Consider the following 25,103-nt stretch of genomic DNA (forward strand, 5'->3'; position numbering starts at 1 on the left):
TCTCCGATGGATTGAGGGTTAGGCGAAAAAGTCGGATTGGTACGGGACTGCCGACGACAGCTCGACGCGCGTGCCGCCGACGAATTGCGGGTCGCCCTGCACCGCCGGGCTCGGCGCATAGGTGGTGACGCCGCTGAACTGCTTGCCCCGGAAGATCGCGCGCGCCTGGTCGATAAGCATAGTGGCCGGCGCAAGCGGATCGCCGGTCCGGACGGAGAGCACCAGGCGAAACGCGCCCTCCTCGCGCCATACGTTCGCACCAGGCGCGCCGATGGTGATCTGGCGCTCATTGGCGACCGGAAACTGCAGCACCAGGTACATCGACCCATCGGCCAGCCCCTGCGCCGCCGCATCCTGGTCGAGAACCGGGCACCCGTTGAACACGTCGCCGAGCCGCGCCTTGACCGCGTCGATTACTGCCTGTCGCGCCATTTCAGCCCCTCAACTGGATCGAGATCGCCGGCACGCGCAGGTCCGATCGACCGCCGGCCCTGCCCGTCAACAGCGCGCCGTCGATCGGCGCCCGGTAGACGAAGCGGATGAGCGCCTGGTTGCCGAACCGCTGCGCAGCAAGCGTCGCCACGGCCTGGAACACGCCATCCGGCGCCTGGCGCGAGGAGCCCTCCTCGAGCTTGCGGGCATAGGCCAGCGGCGACAGAAACACATATTCCGAGGCGGCCGGGATCTCGCCGGACGGGTCGGCCAGGGCGCCATCGGCGTAGAATTCGAACGAGTCGCGGAAGCGGCCCGTCAGCACCGGCGCATGCGCGCGGAGCTGCTCGACGATCCAACCGAAGATCTCCGGCAGCAGCTGGAACGTGTAGACGATGACGCCATCCGGCCGGACCTGGTCCTCGGCAGCGCCGGCCTGGCCGTCGACCAGCGTCGAATGCGCCGGCACAAAGCTGAGCGCGGCCACATTGACCGCCTGCGCCTCCGCGAGCTGCTCGCGCGCCACAGCCGCGATCGCCGCGCTCCGCGCCGCCGGCGAGAACTCCTCGCGGATCAAAACCTCGAAATCGAGATCGAGCGGGTCGATCGAGCCGGAAAGCATCAGCCAGCAGCCTGAATTTCGAGCGCGATCAGGACGCCCGCGATGCGGCGGGTGTTGTCGTCGACCGACTTGATGGCGCATTCCCGATTGCGGATCACCAGCTTGTCGGCCGCCGTCAGCGGCAGCAGCGCGGCCAGTGTGTCGACCAGGGCGATGACCTTGCGGTCGCCGGCCTGGATCATCCCGGCGATCTCGCGCGGCTGGTAGCCCATCACGCGCGCCGTGGTCTCGACCTCGGCCACGATGGCGCCATTGAGCCGCCGGCGCACGACGATAGTCTCGCCGACCTCGCCGATCATGCGCCGATGCTGGTCGAGGGAATCGTCGGGTGTCACTGGCCGTCAACTTTGCTGGTGATGACCTGGCCGACCTCGGAGCCGTTCGAGCCGGCCTCGCCATCGTTTGGGCCGCCGTTGTCCCCCGCGATCATGGTGCCGAGCAGCTGCTCGAGCTGCGCCGAGTTGTTCTCGAGCTCGCCGGCGTGCCCCTGCAGCGCCTTGTGCTGGTCGTCGATCTTGTCCAGCACGCGATCATAGCGCTGGCCGGTCACGCCGATGTCCGCCTCGAGCTTCTTCGCCCGCGCCAGGCGCGAGCGCATGCCGACAAGCTCGATCGGCCGTTTGATATCGATCATGTCGATTGCCTCCAGGATTTGCGGATGCCGCTCGAGCAGCTCGAGCCGCAGTTTCAGGTGCGCGATCGCGACCAGCGCCGTGAGCCGGTCCATCGCGGGCTCATTTCGCGCGGACGCGCAGCTTGACGGTACGCTCGAAGAACCGGCCGCCCGCGGTGTCAACGCGGTTGATGATGCTGTAGATCGCACCCTCGACGCCGCCGGTCAGCGTGACGGTCGTCGCGGTCGCCGTGTTGCTCGAGGCGCTGGCGACGATTCCGGGCGGGAGCACGTAGCTCGAGTTCTTGATGCCGTCCGAGGGCTCTACGTTCTCACCGGAACCGCGGCGCGCCAACTCGACCGGCGAAAGCAGAACATCGGTCCAGTCGAAACCGTAGTCAGCCGCCTCCTCCGGCGCCTTTGCCGGCCAGAACAGCAGCGTTCGCGGATAACGCGGAGATTTGACCACGCGATCGGCCATCACCACACCTCGGCCAGCATCAGCGCCGTGACGGCGTCGGGGATCATCTTGGCGACATCGGCCGAGGCCTGCCAACCCTTCTCGCTGACGCCGATCACTGAATCCTTGACCAGGCCGGGATCGCGACCGCCAAGGCTATAGAGGTGTCGGATCTGCAGCAGGATCGCCGCCTTAACGTTCGGCGGCAGATCGTCGATGTCCTCATAGCCGGCATCGAACTCGATCACGACCGGCTCCGGCGCGTAGGAGAACAGCACCGGCCAGCATGTGTCGAATTTAGGGAAGATGCGGACGCTGTCACCCCTGGTCTGCACGACATAGGTAGCCGGATCGAGCGTCTGCTGCGCCTCCGACACCCAATCGACATACTTGATCGAGGCGATCGCATCGCCGGCAACCGGCGCGATCGGTATCTCGATCACATGCCGCCAATGCGCCAGCACCCACTGAAACGTGCGCGGCACAAAGGCCCGCTGCACAAGAGCCTCGCAATGCGCAGTGGCAGCGCCGATCAGGCCACTGATCAGCGCATCACTCGCCGTCCCCGAGACGCGCAGCAGCGCCTTGGCTTCGTCGAGCGAGACCGGATAACCGGCGGGTCGTCGGGAGATGCGGAGCATGGGTGAATGAACCGAGGTTCTCTAGGGAAAATTTACGGCGTCGTCGGCGGATTCTTCAACACCAAGAACTTAGTGCTGATGTCGCAACTGAACGTCGGATCACCGACAAGGTTGGTCGCACAGACGAGGAGGTTCTGCGCGTTGGTGTTCGCCGGAGAGATGACGCCCTGTTTTCGGCCGTTGCCGGTGATGGTGACGAAGCCAGACGGCCCAACAGTGCCACCCGCATCCGCCAGGGCAACGAATGCGCGACCATCGGTGCCGGTGAAGTTGGTGACATCGATCGAGAACCACACCTTGTCGGTCGTCAGGAGCGCCGGCATCGCCAGCGCACCACCTGCCCCAAAGGTGGCTCCGGCGAACGTGACCTTGCCGCTGCCCTGCGTCGCGCTGCCACCGAACGGGCTGTTGCCAAATCCGGTGATGAGCGACCAGCCGGTGCTCGAGTTCGGGAATAGCGGCGAGATGGTGGGCCACGTCCAACCGTTCGGCAGGCTCGGCCGCACGCCGACATTCGTGGTCAGCAAGCTCGTTGTGGTGAGATGCTCGAAGAAGAAGTAGAGCCCAACATATGTCGACATATCGGGGTCGTAGAGCGTCTGCGACATCACAACGGTGCCGGTGTGGTCCGTCAGCGTGATCTTGCAGAACATCCCGTTGGTGTAGATGTCGGTCGCGTAAGCCTCATTGGCTTTGAGCACGTACCCGGCATTGTTGACGTTGAATGCGCACGGCGTGAACGTCGATGCCGCCACATCGAGCAGCGTCACGTTCCAGAACGTGTTGCCGGCGATGAGCGAGGTCGCGGCGTGCAGCGCCTTGCCTGACGTGAACGTGTTCGTCGTCATGAAGGCGTTGGCGACCGGAATATCGATGGACGTCTGGAAGGTCCATTTCGCCGTCATCCATGCCGGTGTCTGCGGCAGCGGCGTCACATTGGCGGCATAGGCGACCGTCGCCGCGCTCGCCATCTGGGCGCCAGCGCCGGCGCCAGTCCCGACCGTCTTGAGGTCGAGGGCGCCAGTGCCGGTGGTCATCCAATTGCCGCCCTTGTCGGCGGTCTGCCCGTTAAGCACCGCGGCCGCGTGGTTGAAACTATCGGAGAACATGAAGGCCGAGAGGTCAGCGCCGGCGGCCACACGCCTCACAAGGCGAGCGCGCCCCTTCGGGCTCAGGATCTTCCTGACCGGCAGAAGAATGCTCATTACGGCCTCGCTCGCCCTTGGATGAGGTCAGCGCGTGACGAGCGTCAGCGCGCGCGCCGCGGTCTGATTGACCGGCGCCGCCGAGGTGCCGGAGCGGACCTTGATCTGGTTGACGCCGACGAAGGCGGTCGGGTCGAGATAAATGTAGCGCGAGGCCGCCACCTGGACGGTCAGCTCGTTGCCGCTCGAGTCATAGACGCTCGAGAAATTCTGCCCGTCGACGCTCGCCAGGAACGTCAGCGCCGCGGCATCCCAACCAGCCGCCGGCATCAGTATGCCGACTGCAATCTTTTCACCGACATAGAGCGCGCCCGACAGACTTGCGCCGAGCGCGATCGTCACGGCGTTGTTGATGGTATCGGCCATCGGAAATCCTCGACTATGGGGAAGGGAAAAAGGCGCCCCCGGCCGAGCGGCCGGAGGCGGTTGCAGCGTCAGATGATCTGCGCCTCGGTCGCGTTCGTGTTGTCGGATGCGAAGCCATACCGGGCATCGAGCCCGAGCACGGAGGCGCCGACCAGCGACGCCGCGGTGCCGACCGTGATCGACACGCGGAAGAACTTGAAGCCGTTGTTGAAGTCGAGATCCTCCTGTTTCACGTTGATCGCGGCCTGCTTGTTGTCGTCGTTGTTCGCCTTCGTGAATTGCACGATGGCCTTACCGGCGACATCCTTGGTCCCGGTGCCGTCGGTCTTGGTCGCCTGCTGCAGCTTGGCGTCGACGGTTGCCAAGGCACCGAGCGCGCCGAGCTGCACCAGCGCCAGGAAGTTGTGAAACACGGTCGCATCGATCCAACCTGACGTAACGGTCGCAGCGGTCGACTGCGGCGCGATGGAGTCGACGATCGCAACGCGCTGCGACGAAAGATTTGCGGGTCCAGACATTTGAAATCACCTCGATTCTGCTGTGTCGAGGCGGCGCCGGTTGCGCGAGCCTCTACCCTAGACAGCAAAAAGCCGCCCCGTTTCCGGAGCGGCTTCTCTTGCAATGCCGGCGCGCGATCAGGGCCGCGTCGCAAGCGCCACGAAATGCGACTTGCTGTTGTTGCCCTTCGCCGGCGGGATCGGCTTGGACAGATAAGGCTGCCCGCCGACACGGAAGATCCAGCGGAAGGCCGTCAGGTTCTGGTCGAAGTAGAGGTGGATCGACGCGGCAAAGTCGATGCCGCCGCCCTGTTTCGTCGCCAGAGCGTAACCGGAGAGATCGGCCAGGACGAGGTCGCCAGCGGTGCCGACCGTCTGGCAATGCTCGTTGAAGGACAGCTGCTCGCCGAGCAGAATGCCTCCCTTGCGGATCGCACCACCGGACAGCGCCTGGTTGATCGGCAGCCAGGCCGCGTTGTTGCCGATCGTCATGGTGCCGAGCTGCGGAATGGTGTCGCGGTTGGCCAGCCATTGCGGGCTGCCGCCCGGCATCTCGAACAGCCGCGCCATCATCTTCAGGACGTTGGCGGTCACGATCGTACCCGTGGCTTGGCCGGCTTCGGCCGCCACGGTGATCAGCGCCGGCGAATTCATGAAGCCGAGCGGCTTGCCGTTGCCGTCACCGTTGACAACGCCCTCAAACGCCTTCCAGCGGATCGCGCGGGCCGCCTGCGTCAGGATGCGGTTCTGCAACCGCGGCGCGTCGTCGAGGATCTCCTGCGTCGCGAGGACGAAGGCATACAGCTCGTGCAGCTGCATGATGGTCGGCGTGAGCGCGGCCTTGGTGGCGATCATCTGCGAGCCTTCCGAGCGCCAGGCCGCCTGGACGCCGGCCGCGCCCCAGGGCGTGGTCTCGTCCTTCACGATGCCAACCGTGTTGCCCTGCGTCGGCTCTGGATTGCAGAAGCCAAGCAGGTCGTTGTCGTCGAACACCAGCGACCAGATCTGCTCGCGCCACTCGGTCGGGACGAGAATGCCCTCACCGCTGGAGCCCTGGTTCTGCTGGTAACCGCTCGCCGCAGCGGCAAAGCGCGGGTCAGCAACGCCGTTGACCTGCAGATTGCGCACGGAGACGGCAAACTCGGCCAGGCTTTTGAAGCCCGCCGTCCGCGCCGGGTCGGTATCGTTGACGACGGTCGCCAGCGCCGGGCCGCCGAGTGCCGTCGAGCCGAACAACGAGGCGCGGCGGAGTTTCTTCTCCTCAACCGCTATCTGCTTGTCCAGCTCGGCGACTTCGGCCTCGAGCGCGTCGACTTTGGACTCGAGTTCGCCAACCTGCGCGGTCTCGGCCTCGGTCAGAGTAGGCTTGCCCTGCAGCGCGTTGAGCTGCTCGAGCACGGTTTTGCCATCTTTCGCTTTGTTGGCGCGGGCCTGGCGCAGCTGCTTGATGTCCACTCGCATGGATCTGTGACTCCTTGTTGGTTGTGTGGTTTGCCTGGACGGAGAAAGAGCCCGCGTTCCCGCTGTCCAGGCGACGGCGCGGGTCGAGCAACTCAGGAACTGAAGCGGGAAAGCGGCGCGTGATCGACGCCACCATGGAACAGCATTACGTCTGAGAAATCTCGGAACGAAACGGCTCCCCCAGTCCTTCTTTCCAAGGAGGACGCCTATGACTGCTCAAACAAGACAAGCCGCGTGTGCGTTTGCTTGGCGGAACTACTTGCTGGTTAACAACGGCATCAACGAGAACGACAAGAGGCGTTCCGCCCTCGATCGCTATGTCACTGATCTCTGCGATTCAGGCGGCTATGATTTCGATCTCTTACAAATTGCGGCAGTAACCTACTTGAAAACTCTAGACGAACTGCACGACGACCGAAGTGCGAGACTCGTCGCAGATCGCGCCTTGGCCAAATGTTTGGAATGACGCAGTGCGTGACCGATCTTCGTCTTTTTCCCGACAACCAATCGAAGGAGCAAACCGCATGACAGACGAGATGAACAACGCAACCCGCCTTCTCCAGGAACCGCAAAAGCGTATGGCGGCAGCGACAACGATCGGCATGAGTGCCTTGAAGCCCATGCTGCATTTTCAGGTCTCAATGCTGAGGATGTGGGCTGATACCCTTGAGAGATTCACCGGCAATTACGAGAATGGGCTGGACGAAACCGCGACCGCCATCAAGGAACAGGCAGACAAGCAACGCGCCGCGTAAATCAGCGCGAACGCACTTAGTCGAATGCTCGCGCCAATCACCGGCGCGAGCTCCGCGGCCGATCTGAGTGCTCTCGGCCTGCGGTGCTGACCCCCGTCGGGAAAATGTGGCAATAAATTTAGACTTGATTCACATATATCAGTTGACGACGCGCACGCCTGATTCGATGATCCGGCTACCGGGCAAGCTGATGTTTCATTAAGAAAAGCTTTTAGACCCGGTAAGGCCGTTATTTTGAGGCAAGCGCGGTCCGAGACAGCATTAGGAAAAGGAACGGCCTCAGCGTGGCGATACGCTGGGGCCGTTCTTTTTTCGGGAACAAGTGGCAAGTTTCGCTGTTAAAGAGACGGTCGTGTTGAGGAGCGGGACGACAAGCGGCCTCAGTGCTCTCCCCGGGGCACTGGGGCCGTTCATTTTTGAGCTGGCACTTTCTGCATATACGGGACGTTTGTGGGGCTATCAACTTCTTGCAGGAACGAAGCGCGTTCGCTGGCACTTAATGCATATCCGGCGCCGTCCTAGGCGGCGCAGGATGACGACCAAAGTGGGAAAACTCGGCCCCAGCTTGCCCCCCTCGCTGGGGCCGTTTCTTCGCTGGTTTCGCCAACTGCAACGACGTTTACTGCCTCGCAGCGAACTTGCGTAGCAGCTGTGCGCCCTTCCACAGCTCCATGGAATGTCTGTCCACTAAATCCTGGACCCGCTGGATAGCGTCTGCGTCGCTCGCGCAGTGCAGGTCGACCCGGCTCAAAATGCGATCGTCCCGGCCTATCGCGTAGGCGCGGTAGAGTGTCGGTTCCATCGGTCCCCCACCGCCGAGGCCATATGCCAACGGCTAGAACCGTTTTTAAAGCAGTATCGAGCACGCAAGCCAACGGGAAAATTGCCACTCTTTCCCGACCCCGGAACCCTACGGATTGGGCGCAATGGAACGTTGTTTCCAGGGCGGCGACTTAAAGATCCCTAATCAAACATCAGCGCCGATCGCCGGCGGGAGTGCGGACGTGGCGAGCGCTGCTGCAGCATTCCGCCGATGACCTGGTCGAGCGTCGCGATCCTGTCCGCCATGCCGCGCGCAACCGCCTCGCGCGCGCCGACCATTCGGCCCTGACCGAATTCCTCGCGAACCTTGGTCTGCGACACGCGCCGACCGTTCGCAACGGCTTTTATGAAATCGGCGCCGGCCGCATTGGCGCGCCCCTGCAGAAACGCCTTGGCGTCATCCGACAACGGCGCGAACGGATGCGCCTCGTTCTTCATCGGCGCGTGCTCGGAGCGGATCAGCGTCATCTTCATGCCGATCTGCTCGAGCCAGCCCGAGATGTCATGGTGCATGATCATGGCGCCGATCGAGCCCACATCACCGGACGGCGACATGACCATCTCGGACGCCTGCGACGCGATCCAATACGCAGCGCTTGCGGCCAGCGTGTTGACGCAGGCGATTACCGGCTTTTTGCTGGCGAGATCCGCCACGGCCGCCGCGGCTTCCATCGTGCCGGATACCGTGCCACCGGGACTATCGACATCGACGATCGCGCCGGCGACATCCGGGTCGTTGGCCGCACGCGTGGCAGCCGCCGCGATGTCGGTCAGGCTCGAGCCGTAGTAGCTGCCGCGCGGCGACAAGCCGCCATAGACCCCAACCAGGGCGATCTTGGTTGGCTGCGACGCCACGCTCGCCGCGGCCGCCGCCAGCTGCTGCTCGCGAGCCTCGATCGGCGCGGCGCCGCTCGCGATTGCTGACAGTTCGATCGCCATGACGGGATCGATGGCGGTCATCTGTACGACAACCTGGCGAAGTTCGACGCGCTCAATCTTCGTCATTCTTCTGTTCCTTTCCGCTCGAGCCCTGCTTGTCGCTTCCGCTCTCGCCTGCGCCCTCGTCGACCGCCGCGCCGGAGTCCTTTGTCAGCGGGTTTTTGTAGTCGTCGCCGGCAAGATCGGTCCGTGGCGACATGTTTTCCCATCGCAGGATATCGTTGGCCGACAGCCACTCGCCCTGACGACCGATCAGGTACGCGCGGTAACGGTTGAGCAGGTCGCCACGCAGAAGGCCGAAGAAATTATATTCGACGAAAAGATCGCCGTTCTGGTTGTCGAGCAGCAGATCGCGTTCGGCGGCCTGCTCGATCGCAACAGCAAGCGGCGCCAGACAATAGACGACGAATTCGCTGCCCTGCTGCTCGATGTTGTTGTTGGTCGACCGCTTCAGGCGGCCTGCGCGGTGCGGCGGATAGCTCCAGAGACCGAACACGGCCGTATCTGCAGCGTCCTCGGTCTCGAGGAGCTGCGCCTCGGCATTAGTCACCTTGAGCGGCGTATACTCCGCTCCATGGGTGAGCAGACGATCACGGTGCCGATTGCGCCCCGTTCCGCTCGCCCGCCACGTATTCAGGAATTCCTGCTTGTCTTCCTTGTCCTTGAACGTGCCAGGATGCTTGATGATTCCGCCGGTGCCCCCGTAATTGGCAAACCAGAGATCCCCGTAATCGTGGACGGCGATGGCGCGGGCAAAGACGTTCTTGGCGGTCTCAAAAATCGGTTCGCCGAGCAGGCCATCTTCGCGCAGCGGGTTGCCGCGCAGATGCCAGAGTTCGTCCTCGCGGTAGGTCTCCGGCGCCAGCGAGGAATTCTGCACGATCGTCGCGGGCGGATTGAACGTGTAATAGAGCCGCCCGTCATAGCGACGCTCGACCAGCGCCAAGCGCCGGGGATGGATCAACTCCAATCCTCCGAGCCCGTAAGGCTCCGGCCCAAGTTGGTCGCTCGGCGGTAGAATGCGTGCGAAGCCGTTGCGGTAGTACGACAGATGCCAGGCCAGTTCGCCGATGAACTCTCCCGGCGCGTTTACCGCGTTGGGCCGGGCGCCGAGCATCCGCGTGACCGGATGATTTGGCAACGGCGTCCGGGCACCTTTCGCGCCCTTGCGATAAACCGATACGGGCAGCGTCGATAGCGCCGATGACAGCCCGTAACGCACGGACTGCACGGCGCCGAGTTGCGAAACATTATGATCGGTGACGTTCACGCCAGCCAACGACATGCCGCCGCCAAGCGCGCCCCAATATTGCTGATCCCACTGGTCGCGCGGCTTCGTCATGTCGATCGAGTCAGCCATCGCCCGCAGCGCGCTGCCAAGGCCGGAGAGAATACCCATCAAATCACCGTCAGGATGTCAGCGCCGGTCACGAGCATGCCGGCGGAAGGGTTCCAGCTCATCAAGATCGCGGCCTGCAGCAGCGCGATCATGGGGTCGATCTTGGCGCGGCCGGCGACCTGCTTGGTGATCATGTCGGCGTTGCCGCGCTGCTCGACCTTGGCGTTGCCGACAACCCACGTCATCAGCGCCTGGTCCGCGTGGAAATAGGTTGCGTCGGCGAGCTTGATGTCGAGGCCGTAGACTGCCGGCGCCAGTGCGGGTCCCTGTAACAGCCGGCGGAGCATATCGTCGGTCACGCCGGCGCCGAACAACGCCTCAAACAGCGCCGCGGCCCGGTTCGGATCGATGCCAAGCGCATTCTTCTCCGGCAAAAGCCCGCTCGCGACGACGCGCGCGACGATACTGGCGAGGTCAGCGTGCGCAGCGGCAATGTCGAGGATCTTGAAGGATTCCTCTTTGACAAAATCCTCGAGCTGGGCGGCAATGTCCTTGCGGCGCTGCAGAACGACCGGGTCGGCCCAGCCGTAGCACCACGACAGCCAGTGACGCGTGTCCCTCTCGCGGCCCATGACGGCCAGGCCGAGTAGATCGTCGCGACCACCGCCGTCGACTCCGATCGTAACCACTTCGCTTCGCTCGAGCAGCGCCTCCAGACTGAGCTTTTCGTCGACCTGCGCATCCCAAAGGTCGGCTCCGCTCCAGCCGTCGTCTCGGGTGCCGGTCCCGATCTCGATATTGAGATGCTGCGAAGCCCAGACTTCGACAGCCTCCTCGCCTTTCTCACGCTCGCTGGCGAAATCGGCCAGCATCGAGGCAACAGTGATCGGCCGATTGATGTTCGGCATCACCCAAGGCCAGCACGCCGGGTTCATCCAGCGCGGTTCGACTCCGAGTTTGCGCTCCTCGCGGGTCAAGGTCGCTACATCGCGCGGCAACTCGTACAAAAGCGGTAGCGTGGGGCGAATGATCTTGCCTCGGTACAGCCCGTCGCGCACGTTGCGGACGAACTTCAGCTCGCTCTTGAACGCCCCGGTGGGCGCTTCGTCGCTTTGGGTCGTGGTAATAACCAGGACACCCTCCTCGGTCTTATCGAGGCCGCCGCGGATCTGACGAAGCACGCGGGATGTATGCGCGCGCTTACCCAGCAAATGCAGCTCGTCGAGCAGGACGAAGATCAGCGCCATCGCGCCGGTCAGGATCTTGAGATCGAAACTCGCGATCATGATCTCGGACTTGGTGACGAGGTCCTCGATCGTCTTGTCGTAATCCCGCGGCTTGAACCGCCGACGCAGGTCCGGGGATTCCTCGATCATGCCGACCGCCTGCTCATAGGCCCGGTCGGCAACCGCCTGCGTCTCGCCGAGAAACAGCGCCGTTGCGCGCGGCCGGAAGTTCATCAGCATTGCAACCAGCATCAACGCGGCCGAGTACGTCGTCTTGGACGAGCCTTTCGGCACCAACGCGAAGAAGTCGCGGATCATCCGCGCCTTTGCGACCGGGTCCCATGAGCCGAACACGGCGCGGACGAGATCGCGGAACCACTGGCCGGAGGCTTCGCCGAGCCGCGGATTGCCAGGCACGTCGGGGAGCCTGATCTCGTCAAAGAACGCCAGGCCGATGTCGGCCTCGTCCTCGAATAGCGGAAGGTCCGGTATCAACGAGGCTCCGCTCCGAATGCGATCCTCCCAGTCGGGGCAAGAGGTGTCCCAAGGCGTCATCAGTGCGACATGCTCTGTTGCCGGCGCGCCATAAGCTCGCCCATCGGCGAGCCGACGTCTGGCGCATGGGCCGCCGCGAGCGCCTCTTCCTTCTTTCCGACCTTCGCCGGCTTCTCCGGCTTCGGCTCAGCCGACTCGCTGCGCGGGCGTGATATCTGCCCGAAGTTCATCAGGTCGTTTCGCTCGACCAGTTTGAGGAACGGACCGAGCCGCCCCTTGCCGGTGCCCTCATACGCCTTCATGAGCAGCGCAGCGTCGAGCCGGTCACGCGCAACAGCACGGTACTTCAGCTCTGAAAAATAATGCTTCCGCAAAGTCGGAAGCGTCACGCGCAGCGTCGCCGCAATCCGCTCATTGCTCCAACCCATCGCGAGCAACATGTTGACCCGATTCCGGTTTTCGAGCGTCGGCACATGCTCCGGCCGGCCACGGCCACCATGGTTGGCCGGCACAGGATCGCCAAAGAGGTCAAAATTCGCGGTCACGATGGAAAAAAACCTGCGCGTGAGAGTGGGGCCGGTCCGCGGGGCACGAGGCCGTGAGGAATTCACCCACCCCCACCCCATTGTGGATGTCAGTGCCAGACGCCGCGCGTCACCAATGACTGCTGTTCCTCGCGCTGCTTGTCCCGATCGTGGCAAGCCTTGCAGAGCGTCTGCAGGTTGCCCTCGTCCCAGAACAGCGCTTCGTTGCCACGATGCGGCCTGATGTGGTCACACACCAAGAGCGACGTATCGCCCTCGATCCTGCCGCAACCGTTGCGCTGGCATGTATAGAGATCGCGCAGGAAGATGCGCAGGCGCAGCGTCCGCCATCGCGCCAATCTGTACCAAGCTTTCCACGGTTGCTGTGGCATGGCGTCGAAGACCGTTTGCGTTGCCACAATTGGTCGGGCTTTCAAGGGAGCGTCACGTGATCGCGGAACAAACACCAAGACGACGCATGGCGGCTATTCGCGAATTTGCCGAAACCCCCGTATCAACCCGGTACAACTAACGCACGCAAGTTGCTAACCCCACGCTCGAGCGTCGGCCTAGCCAACCACTCAGCACGGGACGCGAGGTCGTCGTTCTGGCTCGCGTTGCATCACCTCGGTGGAGCGGCGCGAGCCTCAGAAACAACAAAGCCCAGCATGAGCTGGGCTTGGAACTATCGAGGCGCGCTGCGCGCGGCCGCCTGAATCAGGCTCTGCGCTTTTAGTCGAGCTGCCGCGAATGCACCGCACCGCGAATTAGACAATCAACTCGATCTGCGTCTCGGTCAAACCGCTTACCTTGACGCCGCGCTTTCCGTCCTCGACGTAGACAGTGAGTCGCCCATTTGAGTCAATTCGCTCGATCAGCGCGCGGAAACCGGCGAACAGGCCATCAACGATTGCGATGCGTTGATTGATCACAAGCCGCGCCTGCTTGCGCTGCGATGGCGGCAGGCCTTCGCATGCGGCGATGTCCCGCATCAGCTGCATTTCTTCCGGCTTCAGCCAACAGCGCAAAGTGCCGATCTGCAGCAGATTGTCGACGTCGTCGATCGCGCGGATCTGGTCGATCCTGCGGAGCTCGAAATCGGGAAGGAAGATCAGACCAGGCAGGAACGGCCGAACGACCTTGCGACCGAGATGCGGGCGACGCGCATCGCGACCTGACGCGCGGTTGACTACGCTGGTGACCGTCAGTGACCAACCGCTAACGCCACGGTCATCGAATGTGCGCATCACGCGCGCGTCGCGCCCGGGCGCCACGCGCAACAAATGCCAGCTTGCGGGCGCCGCAGGCACCGCTCCGAACTCGTCGGATACTGAGACGTAACCGACGATCTGCCCTTTGCGGTATTGCATGTTCATTCGCTCTCCCCTGCGCTTTCCCACGTTCCATCGCGCCGCGGCGGCCACGGCGACGGCACGCGGAAGCCCTGCTTTGACTTCCTCAAACGGAAATTCGGATTTGAAGCCGAGACGCCGTGAACGATGGGATCAAACGGCTCGAGGAAGATCCGTTCGGCCTGCGGCTCGGCGCCTATCCAGATTGCCAGCCGATCGCGCCACGCGGCAAACTGCGGTGTCCCAAGGTCGACCACCTGCCAGGCATCGCGCCCACCGGCAAACGCAGCCATCGCCACCAGGTCAGCCTGCGGCGCGAGATGCGTCCAGACGCCCTCCCCGAGGTCCTGATCGCGGATAGTGCGCAGCTCGCGCCGCTCAGCGATCCGCATCGCCACGGTAAGGCCCTTGAGCTCGTCGCCTTGCACAAGCCGCCGTTGCGGAGGCGCGGGCTTCGCTGCCGTCGCACCAGGCGCCGGGAATTCTCGAAACCCACGCGTCCGCACCCAGAGATGAAAATTCATCGGTCGGCGCTGTTTGAGCTCGCGCAGTTTCGCCATGTAGAGCGGGACGGCATCGCCGCACCAGGATCGATCCTCCTGCGTCAGCAGACGGAACTCCTCGAGCGCCAGGTCGCGCCGCATGACCTCGTGACCGACGTAGCCATCGAACGCTGACGCGAACTCGGCCGGCTCGCCTTCCTCGATCGTTTCGTGATCATCCGGAAATCCCCCGGAGGGGGACTTAGGGGGATCTTCAGGTTCAGGTTCAGAGATTAGGCCCTTACCCGAGTGGTAGGGCTGGCGGAGTCCTGGCGCAGGGCTAACCTCCGGATTTAGCCCTATCTGGCAGGTAGGGCTAATCTCGTCCTCTCCGGCCACCGTCTCGTCGATATCGTCGGCAGCAGCTCGCCCGGCGGCGCGTGCCTCGATCACATAGGGATCAACGTCGTACAGCAGCCGGATCTTGTCAGTCGTGCGTTTGCCGCGGCCGTTGCCGTTCCTGTTCCCTTGCTCGTCGATCCATTGCTCGTGACGCGAGATCGCGCCGATCTCCTGCAGCCAGGCCAGACGCCGGCGAACGGTTTGCGGCGACAGCTCGCAGTCCTCTGCTAACGAAGGAATGCTAACGAAACAGGTGCCCTCGGCGTCGACGTAGAGCGTCAGCATGCTGAGCAGGATTTTGGCCTGAATGTTTCGCAGGCGCAGGTTGCGCGCCCAGCTATGCGCCTCGTCGGCAGCGATGCGGCGCCGCCGTTTCGCGGTCGTCATGATTTCACGTCCTAAGCAGAATTTCGGGAGACGCTGACGCAACAAACACTGAGAATTTCACGGCCGCGGCTGCAGCAGACGATCGACGATGTCGCGCGCCGGCAACCGGGCGATCGCGTCGAGCTCGATCGCAACACCGAGCCGGTCAAGCCACTCGCGGCGAAAACCTCGACGCTTGAGCCGCGGCGGATCGATGACGCCGGCAGCCAGCGCGGCGCAATCCGGGATCTCGTATTCCTCGAGCTCGCCGAGCTCGGCGCCGTGGGCCACCAACTGACAAATCACGTCGGCCAGCGTCAGCGCTTGCGGCCCTCCGGCGGCCAAGCAACGGACAATCGGCCTAGCGCGATGCCGTGTCATTGTCCTCAAGCGACCGGCGTTCAATCGGGATGTCGAGGAAGCGCGCCAGGTTCATCCCGGCTTCCATGCCAGAGGAAATGCCGCGATCGGTGTAGACGACAACGGCATCGGCGAGGTGCATCCAGGCATGCCCGGCGTTGATGCCATGGGCTCGCTCGTTCAGATCGCCGTCGTCGAGGATTCCGTCTTGCGTGTAGAGGAGATGCGATGCCAGCGGCGCTTCGCCCCGCAGCAGCGCATCACGCACGCAGGCGCGCCCATAGTTGACGTTGTGCTCAACCTCGCCAGCGTATGGCGATACCAGAATGACGCGCCGCATGTCGCGCGGTCGTAAAGTGTGATGCCTCTCGATTTTCATCGCCCCAACGCCCCTTTGTGGACCGGCTCGGCCTTCGGCGCCCGGCGCAGGAATGCCGGGATGTCGAGGCCGTCGTCGTTCGAATTGGCTCCAGGTCGGTTCGCCGGCGGCGCGGCTATATCGGCGCGGCCGGCAGCGACGGCGACGCTCGAAACGACTTCCCCGATCGGCAACGAGGCAACGTCGACCGAACGGGCTGGAGGATCGCCGGCGTGAGCTCCGGCGTCCGCAAACGGTGGGACCACAGCCGCCTGGTTGCCCCAAGCGTCCCAGCCGGTTGGCAATGGATTGTCGGCATCGATGCGAGCAAACAGCTCGAGCACCGGCACGCCGCCGCCCATGGCGGCGATCATGCGCCGGTAATGCTCAGGCTTGCGCGAGTGGCCGAGCGGTCGCGATCGCTCGCGATGGTTGGAGCCGAACTTTTCGCCGCTCGCCGGTTTCGGCAGGCCCTTGCCGCGCTTGAACAGCAGCAGCAGCTCGTCCTGGTCGCGGACCAGGACGGCGCCGCCGGCCTCGTCCGGATGCTCGTCATCATTTTTGGTCCAGACGAAGGCCGTCGAGTAGGACTCAAAGCCCCATGACAGCGCGACCGCCGAGGCGAGCGGCATCTGCGCCCGGACCTTGATGACCTCGCCGGTCCGCAGATCCGTCGCCTCGATCTCGGCCTCATGCCAGGCGAGCAGATGCGCGCGCGGAATCCAGAGAAACAGCCAGGCGTCGGGCAGGACCATGTCCTTAACCGGCAGATCGCAGATCTCCGACCACGGCATGGTCGGATAATGGTTCTCATAGGAGCGGCTGGTGACGCCCTGGCTTCGATGCCACGGCGGATCTGCGTAAATGATCGGATACCTGCGGCCAGTTGGCTGCAGCGCCGAGGCGTCAGAGAGCGCCTGTGCGAGACCTCGGCGATGCTCCCTGCCCTTTTCCTCGGCCGCAACCTTTGTCAGATCCATCGCAACGCGACCGGCGCCGGCGCGCATCTCCTGTTCATGACGGCCGAGCGCGGCCTCGAATTCGGCGGCATTCATCGCCGCGAGCCGCTGCGCCTTGGACGATAGCTTGCGGTCGATCCCGGCCTCGGCCAGCGTTGCCGACCGCTCGGATACCTGTTCCTCGTCGGAACAGGTACACCGCGACTGGTAAGGGCGGCCACCCTTGGCAAGACCGACCGTCGCTTTCTGCTCGGCGACGAGCTCGCCGAGGCGGCGTTCGGCCCGGAAGCGGATCTGCGCGGCCTGGATCTCTAGGTCGAGGTTTTTCGCGACCTTGGCAGCCAGGCGCATGGCCTCGGCCTGGTCACGGACCGTCATGACCTCGTCGGCGGCAACGGCCTCGGCCAGCGCGCGGCAGGCCGCCTCATAGCGAACGAGCTCAGTCAAAACGGGATCTCCTCGAGTTGAGGCTGCGCCGGCAGGCTGACGACGAGTTCGCGGACAATGTCCTCGAGCGACGGCGCCGAGCCACGCCTGCGGCGGTTGGCTGCGTTTTCCTGCTTCGTCGCCCAGCGCAGATTTGCGCGGCGGTTGTCGAGCGTCTGGCCGTTGATATGGTCGACGAAATGCGAGCGCAGGTAAGCCTCGCTTTGCGGCTCCGCGAGGATCATTATCTCGCGATGCATGCGGACGGTCGCGCGCGAGACGTCAACGTTGCGCTTGGCGTACCGCATCCAATCGCCGCGGCCGGCGTGCCAGACGTTCCAGATCTTCTCCGACAGCCAGGCGTAATCGACGGCGTCGACCAGCGTCCAGATCGGCTCGCGCGTCGACAGCCAGATCCGCCGCCACGGCGTGTTTGACAGGTCAACCAGGTCCGATGATGCAGCGAGATCCTCGCGCGTTCTGGCGAAACAGCCGTGCATCACAGCATTCCCAGCGCCTGCATGTAGGTCTCGAGGATCGCCTCCTCGGCCTCGCGCTCGATCGGATCCAGCTTGCGCAGCTTGACGATCGCACGCAGCGCCTTGACGTCGAAACCGTTTCCCTTGGCTTCGGCATAGACGTCGCTGATGTCGTCGGAGATCGTCTTTTTCTCCTCGATCAGGCGCTCGACGCGCTCAACGATCGATTTCAGCTGGTCTTTGGCGATCGTCGTTGCCCGAGTTTCTGCGGCCGGTTTCTTGCTCATCGGCGCACCCAGCGAAAACCGGCATCGGCAGCGCCTCGCCGATCGCGAAATGGCTGCATCGCACAGCCGACCGCGGCAAACACCGCCACAAGCAGAATGCAGGCCATGATCACCAGGAAACGCAGATCCTCGATATCGATGTCGCCGTTCACGGCTCGATCCCCCTGTCCGTCATGCGCTCTGTTGCCCAGCGCTTTCGGTCCGAGGACCGACGCCGACCCAGTCGTTCGGCGTTACCTCGCCACCCGTCAGCTCGAAGATCGTTGCCATCGCCTTCTTGTCGGGCTCGCGTTCGCCGGCTCGGTAGCGGCGTACGGTCTCGCCACTCCAGCCAGCTCGCTTTCCGAAGCCGGCGTTGCTTTCCCTGTTAGCGATCATCCATGGGTCAAAGCGCATAACTCCACTACGTCACCAATATGGTGATGATTCGCAAGTCCAAATCACCAAATTGGTGCTATGATCGAACACCAATTTGGTGCCCATTGCCGCCATGAAGGAGAAATACCCAAACGGGTTGGCTGACGCCCTCACAAGGCGATCGGATGTAACGCAGGCAGATCTTGCTAAAGCCGCCGGTACGAGCCCCCAGCAGATCAATCGGCTGATTCACGGCGAGCGAGAGATGACGGCGCTCTGGGCCGAGCGGTTGGCCCCGGCCCTGCGCACGTCACCCGAGCGGCTGGTCTTCCCCGGCCTAAGGACGTTTCGAGCGCCACTTCTATCGTGGGTCAGTGCTGGACGCCTCGCAAGCCAGGAAGGCGTCAGAAAGTCAGACGTACGAAAGTACGTTTACCTCGCTGATTTGCCGAAGGGCGACTGGATCGTCCTTGAAGTACAGGGCGACTCCATGGATCGGGTCGCCCCCGACGGATCGTACATCTGCGTCAATCTGTCCGACCACCGACTCCTCACCGACAAGTTCTATGTTTTCGGTACACCGGAGGGCGACGCCACCTTCAAGAGATACCGTCACGGCAATCCGCCGCGACTACAGCCGTTTTCTACGAATCCCGATCATGAGACCATTCAAATGTCGAGCGAGACACTCGTCGTCGGTCGCGTCGGCCGCGTCATCAACGATTTGGGCTAATTCATCAACCACCAATCCGGCAAAAAGAACACCAGAGCACCATTTTAGTTATCATCACCGTTTTGGTGATTTACGAATTGACCAAACACCATATTGGTGAGATTTTGTTCCCGTGAACAAACGGGGAATCCCTATGCGACGTACTTCCTGCAACCGCCTTCCCGCCATCAGCCGCTCGACTGCCGCTCAAGCAAAAGTCCCTGAATACATTGATACCGCGCTGGTAAAGCCGCGCTCGCCACTGTCTCCGAGCGAGACGGTCAAGCGCATGGCCGATGATATGCGTGCCGCGTCTTACCGTGAGGGCGGCATCACCGAAGACGACCTCGAGCGGCTCGGCTTCACCCGCTCACAGATCAAGGCACATGCGGCTGATGCGCGCGCGCTGGCGCATCAGCTCGCCGGGCCGAGCCTGTAAGAGCGGCTCTTCCCTGATGAAGCGCCTTCAACGCAATCACCACATTGCGCTCGCGCTGCTCGAATACAGTCCCTTCGAGCGGCACCCGTGCGGCGGCTGGCGGTTCGGCGCCAAGAGGATCGCGAGCGAAATGGCCGACCGCCTGATCGCCGGCGGCCGCGCGCAAATCGTTGATGACACGTTGCGTCCAGTATTGCGCGTTGCATCCGCGAGGCGCCGTCAATGACGCTGGCGATCTTCATCGCGGCCAACCTTGTGGTCGGCCTTCTGGCCGACCTTAACGCCGGTTACCACCGCGGCCTCCAGTGCAGCGAGCACCACGCATGACGAGGCCGATCACCGAAAAACGACTGCTCGATGCGATTGCGCTCGTTTCCGAGGTGATCATCCTGCACGGCGTAAAATACGCGCCACTGCTCGACCGGCTTGAGCAGGAGCTTGAGACGGTCAGGCGCTATGAAGATCCGATCTTTCGCGCACGGCGCCACATTGCACGACAAACTGAAGCAGAAAGACGCCCGGCGGACTCCGTCGCATAAGCTCGCGAGATTCGGCCAGGGCTTACTGGCCCTTTCCGGTCGCGCCACGGGTGCAGGGCATAAGCTGTGTGTACGGGCAACACCAACACCCTCAGCGCTGTTGACACTCTTGACCGGGGTTATGTGTTGCCCTAAACGGGGGTTATGGAACACGATTCCCCGCCCAATTTCTCGTCACTTGATGAAGAAGAGGCCGCCCTCAAGGCTCGGCTGGAGAAGATTGCTCAGTTTAGGGCCCTGGCTCGAGAGCTTGGCATGCCGCTTGGATCGTTTCCTTCGGCGGCTGCCCCGGTTTCGCCTTCTTCGACCACTTCCCCCTCACCGCCTTCACTAACTGCTGTTTCGTCACCGCCCATCCCTGAGACTCAGTCTTTTGATGGGACCATTGCAGGGCTTATCCAGACCTATCGAACCGACGAGCGCTCGCCCTACCACACGCTGAAGCGCTCGGTCCGCAACAGTTACGACGGCAATTTCAACAAGATTACCGTTGATTTCGGCTCACACGTCATCGCGGACCTTACGGCTGATCGGATCATGGGATTTTATAATCAGTGGTCCGAAGGTGGCAAAATCGCTATGGGCCATGCCTTGGCAGCCAAGCTGCGTCTTTTATCGGGCTTCGGTGCCACTGTTCTTGATGACGCCGCTTGCATCCGGTTCGCGCACCTTATGCGGACACTGCGGTTTCCCGCCTCCCTGCCGCGTGCGGTGCCGATGACCGTCGAGTATGCGACGGCCGTTCGATCGAAGGCTCATGAGATGCGCTGGCCCTCAATTGCCTTGGCGCAGGCCATTCAGTTTGAGTTGAAGCTGCGCCAGGTTGATGTGATCGGCGAATGGGTGCCGGTGTCGGATTTAACTCCGTCCACTGTGATTTGGGGCGAGGAAAAGTGGGTTCGTGGGCTCCGCTGGTCTGACGTGGACGACAAGATGATCCTGCGTTTCTCTGTAGTGGACAAAGTCAAACGCAAGATCCAGCGCGAGGTAGATCTGACGAAGCTGCCGATGGTGCTTGAGGAAATCGACAAGTTTGACTCAATGCCGACATCGGGGCCGATGATTGTCTGCGAGCCGACAGGCCGGCCGTATTCGCCCAATGAGTTTCGCCGCAAATGGCGACTGGTAGCGAACAAGGCTGGGCTACCGGACAATATTCGCAACGCGGACAACATTCGCGCTGAATCGAGTCTGCCCAAGCCGGAATCGAAACCGGCTCAGCAGGATTGGGCTACGACGTTTCATAAGAAAACGGCGGGCTAAGCCCGCCGTCTGAAAACCTGTCTGCATCGGGCCGTGTCACAGATGCAGGGAGGCACCGGGGTTAGCCCGGCACGGTGGTTCACCAAGGACCGTCGTAACTAACCGGGGGTGAGGCACGGAGATCCCCCGGTCCATAAGGAGGTGGTCGTTATGCAACCACCATAGAGTAGGTGTGGCGCGTCATCAGTGGATCAGACTGGTGGCGCGTCATGCCCCTATTCTAGTAAATACTTGAAAAAGTGCAAGGATTCTTCGAGTCGGTTAAGGCTCGGTGGCACGTCTGTACTCGGCCCGACGAGGCCTTTGCGAGATTCTCTCCGACGCGAAGTACACCTTAGCCGCGCAAAACAGGTGAACGAAGCGGGAGCAAATTTCCATGGGACGCGTCCAACAAAACGTCCAACAGGAAGTTGGCTGTCGGAATAACGATTTGAAAGTATTTGGGAATTTTCGCACTGGTTGCGCGATGGCGCTCCCTAGCGGAATCGAACCGCTCTCTCCACCGTGAAAGGGTGGCGTCCTAACCGATAGACGAAGGGAGCAAAACTCCCGGCAAATCAATACGTTAAACGTGAGACATGCCGTACTGGCCGTGACCTGCAACCGGCCGCGACGGGCGAACGTATAGTGGCGATTGGCCGGGCGGGCAAGCGTCGAGACGCGCTTTTCCCGGGGGCCGGGCCGGCCCCCGACAGCAGATCACCTGCAGGACAATCCGGCCTCGATCGAGGTCCAGAAGCCGCAATGCGACGGCACATGCGCATGGGCCCGCGAACCGCCCCCATGAATCAGGATGGCGGCGGCAAGCGCGATGACGATGGCGGGAACAATGAGTTTTCGGAACGACATGGGCCTGCGCATCGAACCACATCGTGGCCTAACTAAGGCCTGCAGGCCGGATCGATGTCTGGCGACAGCGCGCTAGCGATTGGTCACGCTCGCGACGTCCTGACGATCGGTCGGCTGCGCCGCGGCCGCCGCCACCGGCGTCTGCTTGATGCAGGTGCTGCAGATCACGAGCTTGCGCGCCAACCGGTTGTCGGCATCCTCTTCCGACAATTGCGTCTCTGCCGCCGCCGGTGACGCATTCCGCGCATGGCGTCGCGGCTGCGGCTGATTGGGATCCTGCCCGGCGCCATCCCAGGCCAACGGACCTGTTCCCGGCGACGGAGCCGTCATGCTGTATTGCTGCGAGTATTGCGCGCAGGCGCCGAGCGCGATCGGAAGAAACAGCACGACGGCCTTGCGAGCCCAGTTCCTGAATGCAGACATGATCACACTCACACGCTATTCGTACCGCGACATCAGTTCTGCGAACTAAGAGCAGAACCGCTAAGAAATCGTTCATCCTGATTGTTCCGTCGCATCCAACCGCGACCGCATCAAGACGGGATTGAGGCACCAAGACGCTAATCAGGAGTAGTCCAACCATGCCAGGCATCAACGGTCGCTTCGACGGCAAGCGCGTGCTCGCCGATCTCAACGCGCTGCGCGCGATCGGCGCCTACAAGACCGGCGTGCACAAGCCGACATTCTCGGAGCCGCATCTGCGCTCGCTGGACTGGCTTGCGACGCACCTGCCCGATGCCAACCTCACCGCGACGATCGACGGCATCGGCAACGTATTCGGCACCAGCGCGAAAGCGGGACCGAAGCTGCTCGCGGGCTCGCATCTCGAAAGTCAGAACCATGCGGGCTGGCTCGATGGGCCGCTCGGCGTAATCTATGCGCTGGAGGCTGCGCGCGTCATCAACGGCGATCCCGGCATCGACGGCGCGGTCGAGGTCGCAGCATGGTGCGACGAGGAAGGACATTTCGGCAGCTTCCTCGGCAGCCGGTCGTTCGCAGGCGCGGTGACCGAGGCCGACATCGATGCGGCGCGCGACCGCTCCAGCGATCGCACCATGCGCCAGGCGTTGCACGATGCGGGCTTCGCCGGCCGCCCGCGCGTCAGCGCCGAAGCTGGCCGCCATATCGGTTATCTCGAAGCGCATATCGAGCAAGGCGACACGCTGGAGAGCAGCCGGCTCAAGATCGGCGTCGTCACCTCCATCGTCGGCATCTGGCAATATCGCATCAGGTTCACGGGCGAGCAGAACCATGCAGGCACCACGCGGATGGCGGTGCGCAAGGATGCCGGCCTGGCGCTGGCGCGGTTCTGCGTCGCAATCGACGACAGCTTCCCTGCCGTGTGCGGACCGCGCACGGTCTGGACCACCGGCCGCATCACGCTGGACCCGGGCGCGCCGAGCATCATTCCAGGCCACGCCGAGATGCTGTTCCAGATCCGCGACGACAATCCCGAGGTGATCGCGCGGCTCGAGGCGCATCTGCATCGTCTGGCAGAAGATGCCACCGCGCAGGGCCGCTGCGGCGTGAAGGTCGAGCGCATCCGCACCGGCGTGCCCGCGATGATGACGCCTGCCTTCCAGGACGCGATCGAAGCTGCGAGCGCCGCCTGCGCCGGCGGCAAATCAATCCGGATGCCGAGCGGCGCCGGACATGACGCCCAGGTCCTCGCCACCGTCATGCCGGCGGCGATGCTGTTCGTGCCGTCGATCGGCGGCATCAGCCATCATTGGAGCGAGAACACCGACGACGCAGACATCGTCACGGGCGCCGAGGTGTTTGTCGAAACCTGCCGCCGCTTACTGGCAGGTTAGAGCGTCTTCAAGCGAAGTGGACCACCGGTTCGCGTGAAGAAAACGCGTCAAAACAAGAATCCAGAGCTTCGGTTCTGATTCAATCAGAACCGAAAGCGCTCTAGCCACCTTGCGAACGCCGCCCCGCGGCATTGTCGCCATCAGGTTGGGCCGCGCCGATTCCGGATCTCTGCGGAGCCAACGCATGTGAGCCCTGCGCGGTCCCTCTCCGCACGGTGAAGAACACGTACAACAAGCAGACGTCGATCAGGATCGTTGCGGCCATGACGCTGTAGGCCCACGGGCTTTCCACCAGCTTCACTTCGACCAACACGCGAGACAGTCCGAATCCGACGACCCACGCATCAAAGCTCATGCAGATCCGGCGAAACGTCTCGGCATCCAGCCGCCGGATCAGCCAGGCACCGAACGGAATGCCAACGACCACGCAGGGAACGAGCACGAACAAGATGCTCCGGCTCTCTTCGATGAACAGACCGAGCTTGTAGTACGCGATCGCGGTCAAGCCGGACTCTGTCACCCGAACCAGCGCGAGGCCGGCCCGAAACTCGTCTTTGACCAGGCCCTGATTGTTGAAAAGGATCGCCAGCGGCGGTCCCGAGATGGTCGTGACCGAGTACAGGACCCCGAGCGCCGTTCCGAATGGCAAACCGACGAGCCATCTCGACTGGATCGGCTTCCGCCAACCGGCCGCCTGCAGCAGGATCAGCGGCAGAATGATCGAGTAGGTGGCGAATTTGATCCAGCCGGGTTGCAGTGACGTCAGAGCAAAGGCGCCGACTGCAATGCCGGGCAGCATGCCGATGAGAATAGGCAGCACGCGCCGCCACACGGCCGGAACGCCGCTCAGGTTGATGCACAGAACATACAGGTTGACGAAGACTTCGACGATGACGACCGCAGGATTGAGAACGCGGTTGGTATAGAAGACAAGCGCGACCGGCACGGTGAGCGAGGAAAACCCGTAACCCAGCGCACCGTTCACAAAGGCCGCAAACAGGGCGATCACGGCAAGAACGATCACAGCAGAATCAATCGAAGACATCTTTGGCTTTTACCGGATCAGTCGCTTTGCCCGCGACATTATAGCCCATGGAAACAGGCGCGGTGCCGAAACTTGCCGCCGCCACGTCGTGCCACGGCCACGCGCCGTGAAGTTCGCCCGATCCACGGGTCGACGACCTCGTCATGCCGTGAGCCACCTTGTCGATGCGCCCCCATCTCACTCCGGCACGACATCGCCGCGCGGCTCGCGGCATTCA

35 protein-coding genes and 1 tRNA gene are annotated in these 25,103 nt (G+C 62.9%); 8 read left to right on the top strand and 28 right to left on the bottom strand.

Going from position 1 to position 25,103, the window contains the following annotated elements:
• Window positions 1-18: 18 nt before the first annotated feature.
• From BraRD5C2_RS08155 to BraRD5C2_RS08200, 10 genes are all read right to left on the bottom strand, one after another.
• Window positions 19-432, bottom strand: a complete 414-nt coding sequence (locus BraRD5C2_RS08155; RefSeq protein ID WP_223967772.1) for a hypothetical protein — start codon at window positions 430-432, stop codon at window positions 19-21.
• Between the two features lies 1 nt (window position 433).
• Window positions 434-1,054 (bottom strand): hypothetical protein, encoded by a 621-nt coding sequence (locus BraRD5C2_RS08160; protein ID WP_223967773.1) that lies wholly within the window; start codon window positions 1,052-1,054, stop codon window positions 434-436.
• Complete coding sequence (locus tag BraRD5C2_RS08165; RefSeq protein ID WP_223967774.1) at window positions 1,054-1,389, bottom strand: hypothetical protein; 336 nt, start codon at window positions 1,387-1,389, stop codon at window positions 1,054-1,056. Before BraRD5C2_RS08165 ends, BraRD5C2_RS08160 begins: the two co-directional genes overlap by 1 nt.
• Complete coding sequence (locus BraRD5C2_RS08170) at window positions 1,386-1,781, bottom strand: hypothetical protein (protein WP_223967775.1); 396 nt, start codon at window positions 1,779-1,781, stop codon at window positions 1,386-1,388. Before BraRD5C2_RS08170 ends, BraRD5C2_RS08165 begins: the two co-directional genes overlap by 4 nt.
• A gap of 7 nt (window positions 1,782-1,788) precedes the next feature.
• The gene (locus BraRD5C2_RS08175; RefSeq protein WP_223967776.1) at window positions 1,789-2,148 is read right to left on the bottom strand and encodes a phage fiber-tail adaptor protein; all 360 of its coding nucleotides are present in this window, start codon (window positions 2,146-2,148) and stop codon (window positions 1,789-1,791) included.
• A complete protein-coding gene (locus tag BraRD5C2_RS08180) occupies window positions 2,148-2,768 on the bottom strand; it encodes a head-tail connector protein (RefSeq protein WP_223967777.1) in 621 nt (206 codons plus the stop codon). Before BraRD5C2_RS08180 ends, BraRD5C2_RS08175 begins: the two co-directional genes overlap by 1 nt.
• Window positions 2,769-2,800: 32 nt before the next feature.
• Complete coding sequence (locus BraRD5C2_RS08185) at window positions 2,801-3,973, bottom strand: hypothetical protein (RefSeq protein WP_223967778.1); 1,173 nt, start codon at window positions 3,971-3,973, stop codon at window positions 2,801-2,803.
• A 27-nt stretch (window positions 3,974-4,000) separates the two neighbouring features.
• Complete coding sequence (locus BraRD5C2_RS08190; RefSeq protein ID WP_223967779.1) at window positions 4,001-4,339, bottom strand: hypothetical protein; 339 nt, start codon at window positions 4,337-4,339, stop codon at window positions 4,001-4,003.
• A gap of 68 nt (window positions 4,340-4,407) precedes the next feature.
• Window positions 4,408-4,857 carry a hypothetical protein gene (locus BraRD5C2_RS08195; RefSeq protein ID WP_223967780.1) on the bottom strand — a complete coding sequence of 150 codons (450 nt, stop codon included), beginning with the start codon at window positions 4,855-4,857 and terminating at the stop codon, window positions 4,408-4,410.
• Between the two features lie 117 nt (window positions 4,858-4,974).
• Window positions 4,975-6,297: a phage major capsid protein gene (locus BraRD5C2_RS08200; protein ID WP_223967781.1), complete on the bottom strand. Its 1,323-nt coding sequence runs from the start codon at window positions 6,295-6,297 to the stop codon at window positions 4,975-4,977.
• A gap of 208 nt (window positions 6,298-6,505) precedes the next feature.
• Here BraRD5C2_RS08200 and BraRD5C2_RS08205 point away from each other — a divergent pair, with 208 nt between their 5' ends.
• Together BraRD5C2_RS08205 and BraRD5C2_RS08210 are read left to right on the top strand one after the other, a co-directional pair.
• The gene (locus tag BraRD5C2_RS08205) at window positions 6,506-6,763 is read left to right on the top strand and encodes a hypothetical protein (protein ID WP_223967782.1); all 258 of its coding nucleotides are present in this window, start codon (window positions 6,506-6,508) and stop codon (window positions 6,761-6,763) included.
• A gap of 58 nt (window positions 6,764-6,821) precedes the next feature.
• Complete coding sequence (locus BraRD5C2_RS08210; protein WP_223967783.1) at window positions 6,822-7,052, top strand: hypothetical protein; 231 nt, start codon at window positions 6,822-6,824, stop codon at window positions 7,050-7,052.
• A gap of 963 nt (window positions 7,053-8,015) precedes the next feature.
• Here the strand turns inward: BraRD5C2_RS08210 and BraRD5C2_RS08215 are convergent.
• The 13 genes from BraRD5C2_RS08215 to BraRD5C2_RS08275 form a co-directional block, all read right to left on the bottom strand.
• Complete coding sequence (locus BraRD5C2_RS08215) at window positions 8,016-8,879, bottom strand: S49 family peptidase (protein ID WP_223967784.1); 864 nt, start codon at window positions 8,877-8,879, stop codon at window positions 8,016-8,018.
• The gene (locus BraRD5C2_RS08220) at window positions 8,866-10,155 is read right to left on the bottom strand and encodes a phage portal protein (protein ID WP_223967785.1); all 1,290 of its coding nucleotides are present in this window, start codon (window positions 10,153-10,155) and stop codon (window positions 8,866-8,868) included. The genes BraRD5C2_RS08215 and BraRD5C2_RS08220 overlap by 14 nt, the downstream gene beginning before the upstream one ends.
• 56 nt (window positions 10,156-10,211) lie before the next feature.
• Window positions 10,212-11,933 (bottom strand): terminase large subunit domain-containing protein, encoded by a 1,722-nt coding sequence (locus BraRD5C2_RS08225; RefSeq protein WP_463671632.1) that lies wholly within the window; start codon window positions 11,931-11,933, stop codon window positions 10,212-10,214.
• A complete protein-coding gene (locus BraRD5C2_RS08230) occupies window positions 11,933-12,418 on the bottom strand; it encodes a hypothetical protein (protein ID WP_223967787.1) in 486 nt (161 codons plus the stop codon). Before BraRD5C2_RS08230 ends, BraRD5C2_RS08225 begins: the two co-directional genes overlap by 1 nt.
• A gap of 89 nt (window positions 12,419-12,507) precedes the next feature.
• Complete coding sequence (locus BraRD5C2_RS08235; RefSeq protein ID WP_223967788.1) at window positions 12,508-12,789, bottom strand: HNH endonuclease; 282 nt, start codon at window positions 12,787-12,789, stop codon at window positions 12,508-12,510.
• A gap of 375 nt (window positions 12,790-13,164) precedes the next feature.
• Window positions 13,165-13,773, bottom strand: a complete 609-nt coding sequence (gene nusG, locus BraRD5C2_RS08240) for a transcription termination/antitermination protein NusG (protein ID WP_223967789.1) — start codon at window positions 13,771-13,773, stop codon at window positions 13,165-13,167.
• Window positions 13,770-15,020 carry a helix-turn-helix domain-containing protein gene (locus tag BraRD5C2_RS08245; protein ID WP_223967790.1) on the bottom strand — a complete coding sequence of 417 codons (1,251 nt, stop codon included), beginning with the start codon at window positions 15,018-15,020 and terminating at the stop codon, window positions 13,770-13,772. The genes nusG and BraRD5C2_RS08245 overlap by 4 nt, the downstream gene beginning before the upstream one ends.
• 57 nt (window positions 15,021-15,077) lie before the next feature.
• Window positions 15,078-15,344: a hypothetical protein gene (locus BraRD5C2_RS08250; protein ID WP_223967791.1), complete on the bottom strand. Its 267-nt coding sequence runs from the start codon at window positions 15,342-15,344 to the stop codon at window positions 15,078-15,080.
• Window positions 15,345-15,360: 16 nt separating this feature from the next.
• The gene (locus BraRD5C2_RS08255; RefSeq protein ID WP_223967792.1) at window positions 15,361-15,738 is read right to left on the bottom strand and encodes a DUF7768 domain-containing protein; all 378 of its coding nucleotides are present in this window, start codon (window positions 15,736-15,738) and stop codon (window positions 15,361-15,363) included.
• On the bottom strand, window positions 15,735-17,123 hold the full coding sequence (locus BraRD5C2_RS08260) for a hypothetical protein (protein WP_223967793.1): 1,389 nt from the start codon (window positions 17,121-17,123) through the stop codon (window positions 15,735-15,737). Before BraRD5C2_RS08260 ends, BraRD5C2_RS08255 begins: the two co-directional genes overlap by 4 nt.
• The gene (locus BraRD5C2_RS08265) at window positions 17,120-17,602 is read right to left on the bottom strand and encodes an HNH endonuclease (protein WP_223967794.1); all 483 of its coding nucleotides are present in this window, start codon (window positions 17,600-17,602) and stop codon (window positions 17,120-17,122) included. The genes BraRD5C2_RS08260 and BraRD5C2_RS08265 overlap by 4 nt, the downstream gene beginning before the upstream one ends.
• Window positions 17,602-17,868, bottom strand: coding sequence for a DUF2312 domain-containing protein (locus BraRD5C2_RS08270; RefSeq protein ID WP_223967795.1), 267 nt, complete (start codon window positions 17,866-17,868; stop codon window positions 17,602-17,604). Before BraRD5C2_RS08270 ends, BraRD5C2_RS08265 begins: the two co-directional genes overlap by 1 nt.
• Window positions 17,865-18,020 carry a hypothetical protein gene (locus tag BraRD5C2_RS08275; protein WP_223967796.1) on the bottom strand — a complete coding sequence of 52 codons (156 nt, stop codon included), beginning with the start codon at window positions 18,018-18,020 and terminating at the stop codon, window positions 17,865-17,867. The genes BraRD5C2_RS08270 and BraRD5C2_RS08275 overlap by 4 nt, the downstream gene beginning before the upstream one ends.
• 338 nt (window positions 18,021-18,358) lie before the next feature.
• On the opposite strand from BraRD5C2_RS08275, the gene BraRD5C2_RS08280 reads away from it, so the two are divergent.
• The 5 genes from BraRD5C2_RS08280 to BraRD5C2_RS08300 all read left to right on the top strand — a co-directional run bounded on the left by BraRD5C2_RS08280 (window position 18,359) and on the right by BraRD5C2_RS08300 (window position 21,178).
• Complete coding sequence (locus BraRD5C2_RS08280) at window positions 18,359-18,958, top strand: LexA family transcriptional regulator (protein WP_223967797.1); 600 nt, start codon at window positions 18,359-18,361, stop codon at window positions 18,956-18,958.
• Window positions 18,959-19,226: 268 nt separating this feature from the next.
• Window positions 19,227-19,376 carry a hypothetical protein gene (locus tag BraRD5C2_RS08285; protein WP_223967798.1) on the top strand — a complete coding sequence of 50 codons (150 nt, stop codon included), beginning with the start codon at window positions 19,227-19,229 and terminating at the stop codon, window positions 19,374-19,376.
• A gap of 16 nt (window positions 19,377-19,392) precedes the next feature.
• On the top strand, window positions 19,393-19,602 hold the full coding sequence (locus BraRD5C2_RS08290) for a hypothetical protein (RefSeq protein WP_223967799.1): 210 nt from the start codon (window positions 19,393-19,395) through the stop codon (window positions 19,600-19,602).
• A 97-nt stretch (window positions 19,603-19,699) separates the two neighbouring features.
• Entirely contained in the window at window positions 19,700-19,915 is a 216-nt protein-coding gene (locus BraRD5C2_RS08295) for a hypothetical protein (RefSeq protein ID WP_223967800.1), read from the top strand.
• 144 nt (window positions 19,916-20,059) lie between these two features.
• Window positions 20,060-21,178 (top strand): site-specific integrase, encoded by a 1,119-nt coding sequence (locus BraRD5C2_RS08300; protein ID WP_223967801.1) that lies wholly within the window; start codon window positions 20,060-20,062, stop codon window positions 21,176-21,178.
• Between the two features lie 467 nt (window positions 21,179-21,645).
• Here BraRD5C2_RS08300 and BraRD5C2_RS08305 read toward each other — a convergent pair.
• From BraRD5C2_RS08305 to BraRD5C2_RS08315, 3 genes are all read right to left on the bottom strand, one after another.
• Window positions 21,646-21,720: transfer RNA gene (locus BraRD5C2_RS08305), tRNA-Glu, on the bottom strand.
• 157 nt (window positions 21,721-21,877) lie between these two features.
• Window positions 21,878-22,039: a hypothetical protein gene (locus tag BraRD5C2_RS08310; protein WP_223967802.1), complete on the bottom strand. Its 162-nt coding sequence runs from the start codon at window positions 22,037-22,039 to the stop codon at window positions 21,878-21,880.
• 60 nt (window positions 22,040-22,099) lie between these two features.
• Window positions 22,100-22,450, bottom strand: a complete 351-nt coding sequence (locus BraRD5C2_RS08315; protein ID WP_223967803.1) for a hypothetical protein — start codon at window positions 22,448-22,450, stop codon at window positions 22,100-22,102.
• Window positions 22,451-22,608: 158 nt separating this feature from the next.
• On the opposite strand from BraRD5C2_RS08315, the gene BraRD5C2_RS08320 reads away from it, so the two are divergent.
• A complete protein-coding gene (locus BraRD5C2_RS08320) occupies window positions 22,609-23,841 on the top strand; it encodes a Zn-dependent hydrolase (protein WP_223967804.1) in 1,233 nt (410 codons plus the stop codon).
• Between the two features lie 100 nt (window positions 23,842-23,941).
• Here BraRD5C2_RS08320 and BraRD5C2_RS08325 read toward each other — a convergent pair whose 3' ends face one another.
• The gene (locus tag BraRD5C2_RS08325) at window positions 23,942-24,886 is read right to left on the bottom strand and encodes a sulfite exporter TauE/SafE family protein (RefSeq protein WP_223967805.1); all 945 of its coding nucleotides are present in this window, start codon (window positions 24,884-24,886) and stop codon (window positions 23,942-23,944) included.
• Window positions 24,873-25,031 carry a hypothetical protein gene (locus tag BraRD5C2_RS08330; RefSeq protein ID WP_223967806.1) on the bottom strand — a complete coding sequence of 53 codons (159 nt, stop codon included), beginning with the start codon at window positions 25,029-25,031 and terminating at the stop codon, window positions 24,873-24,875. The genes BraRD5C2_RS08325 and BraRD5C2_RS08330 overlap by 14 nt, the downstream gene beginning before the upstream one ends.
• Window positions 25,032-25,103 lie beyond the last annotated feature (72 nt).

It is taken from the genome of Bradyrhizobium sp. RD5-C2, assembly GCF_019972155.1.
Classification (GTDB): Bacteria; Pseudomonadota; Alphaproteobacteria; order Rhizobiales; family Xanthobacteraceae; genus Bradyrhizobium.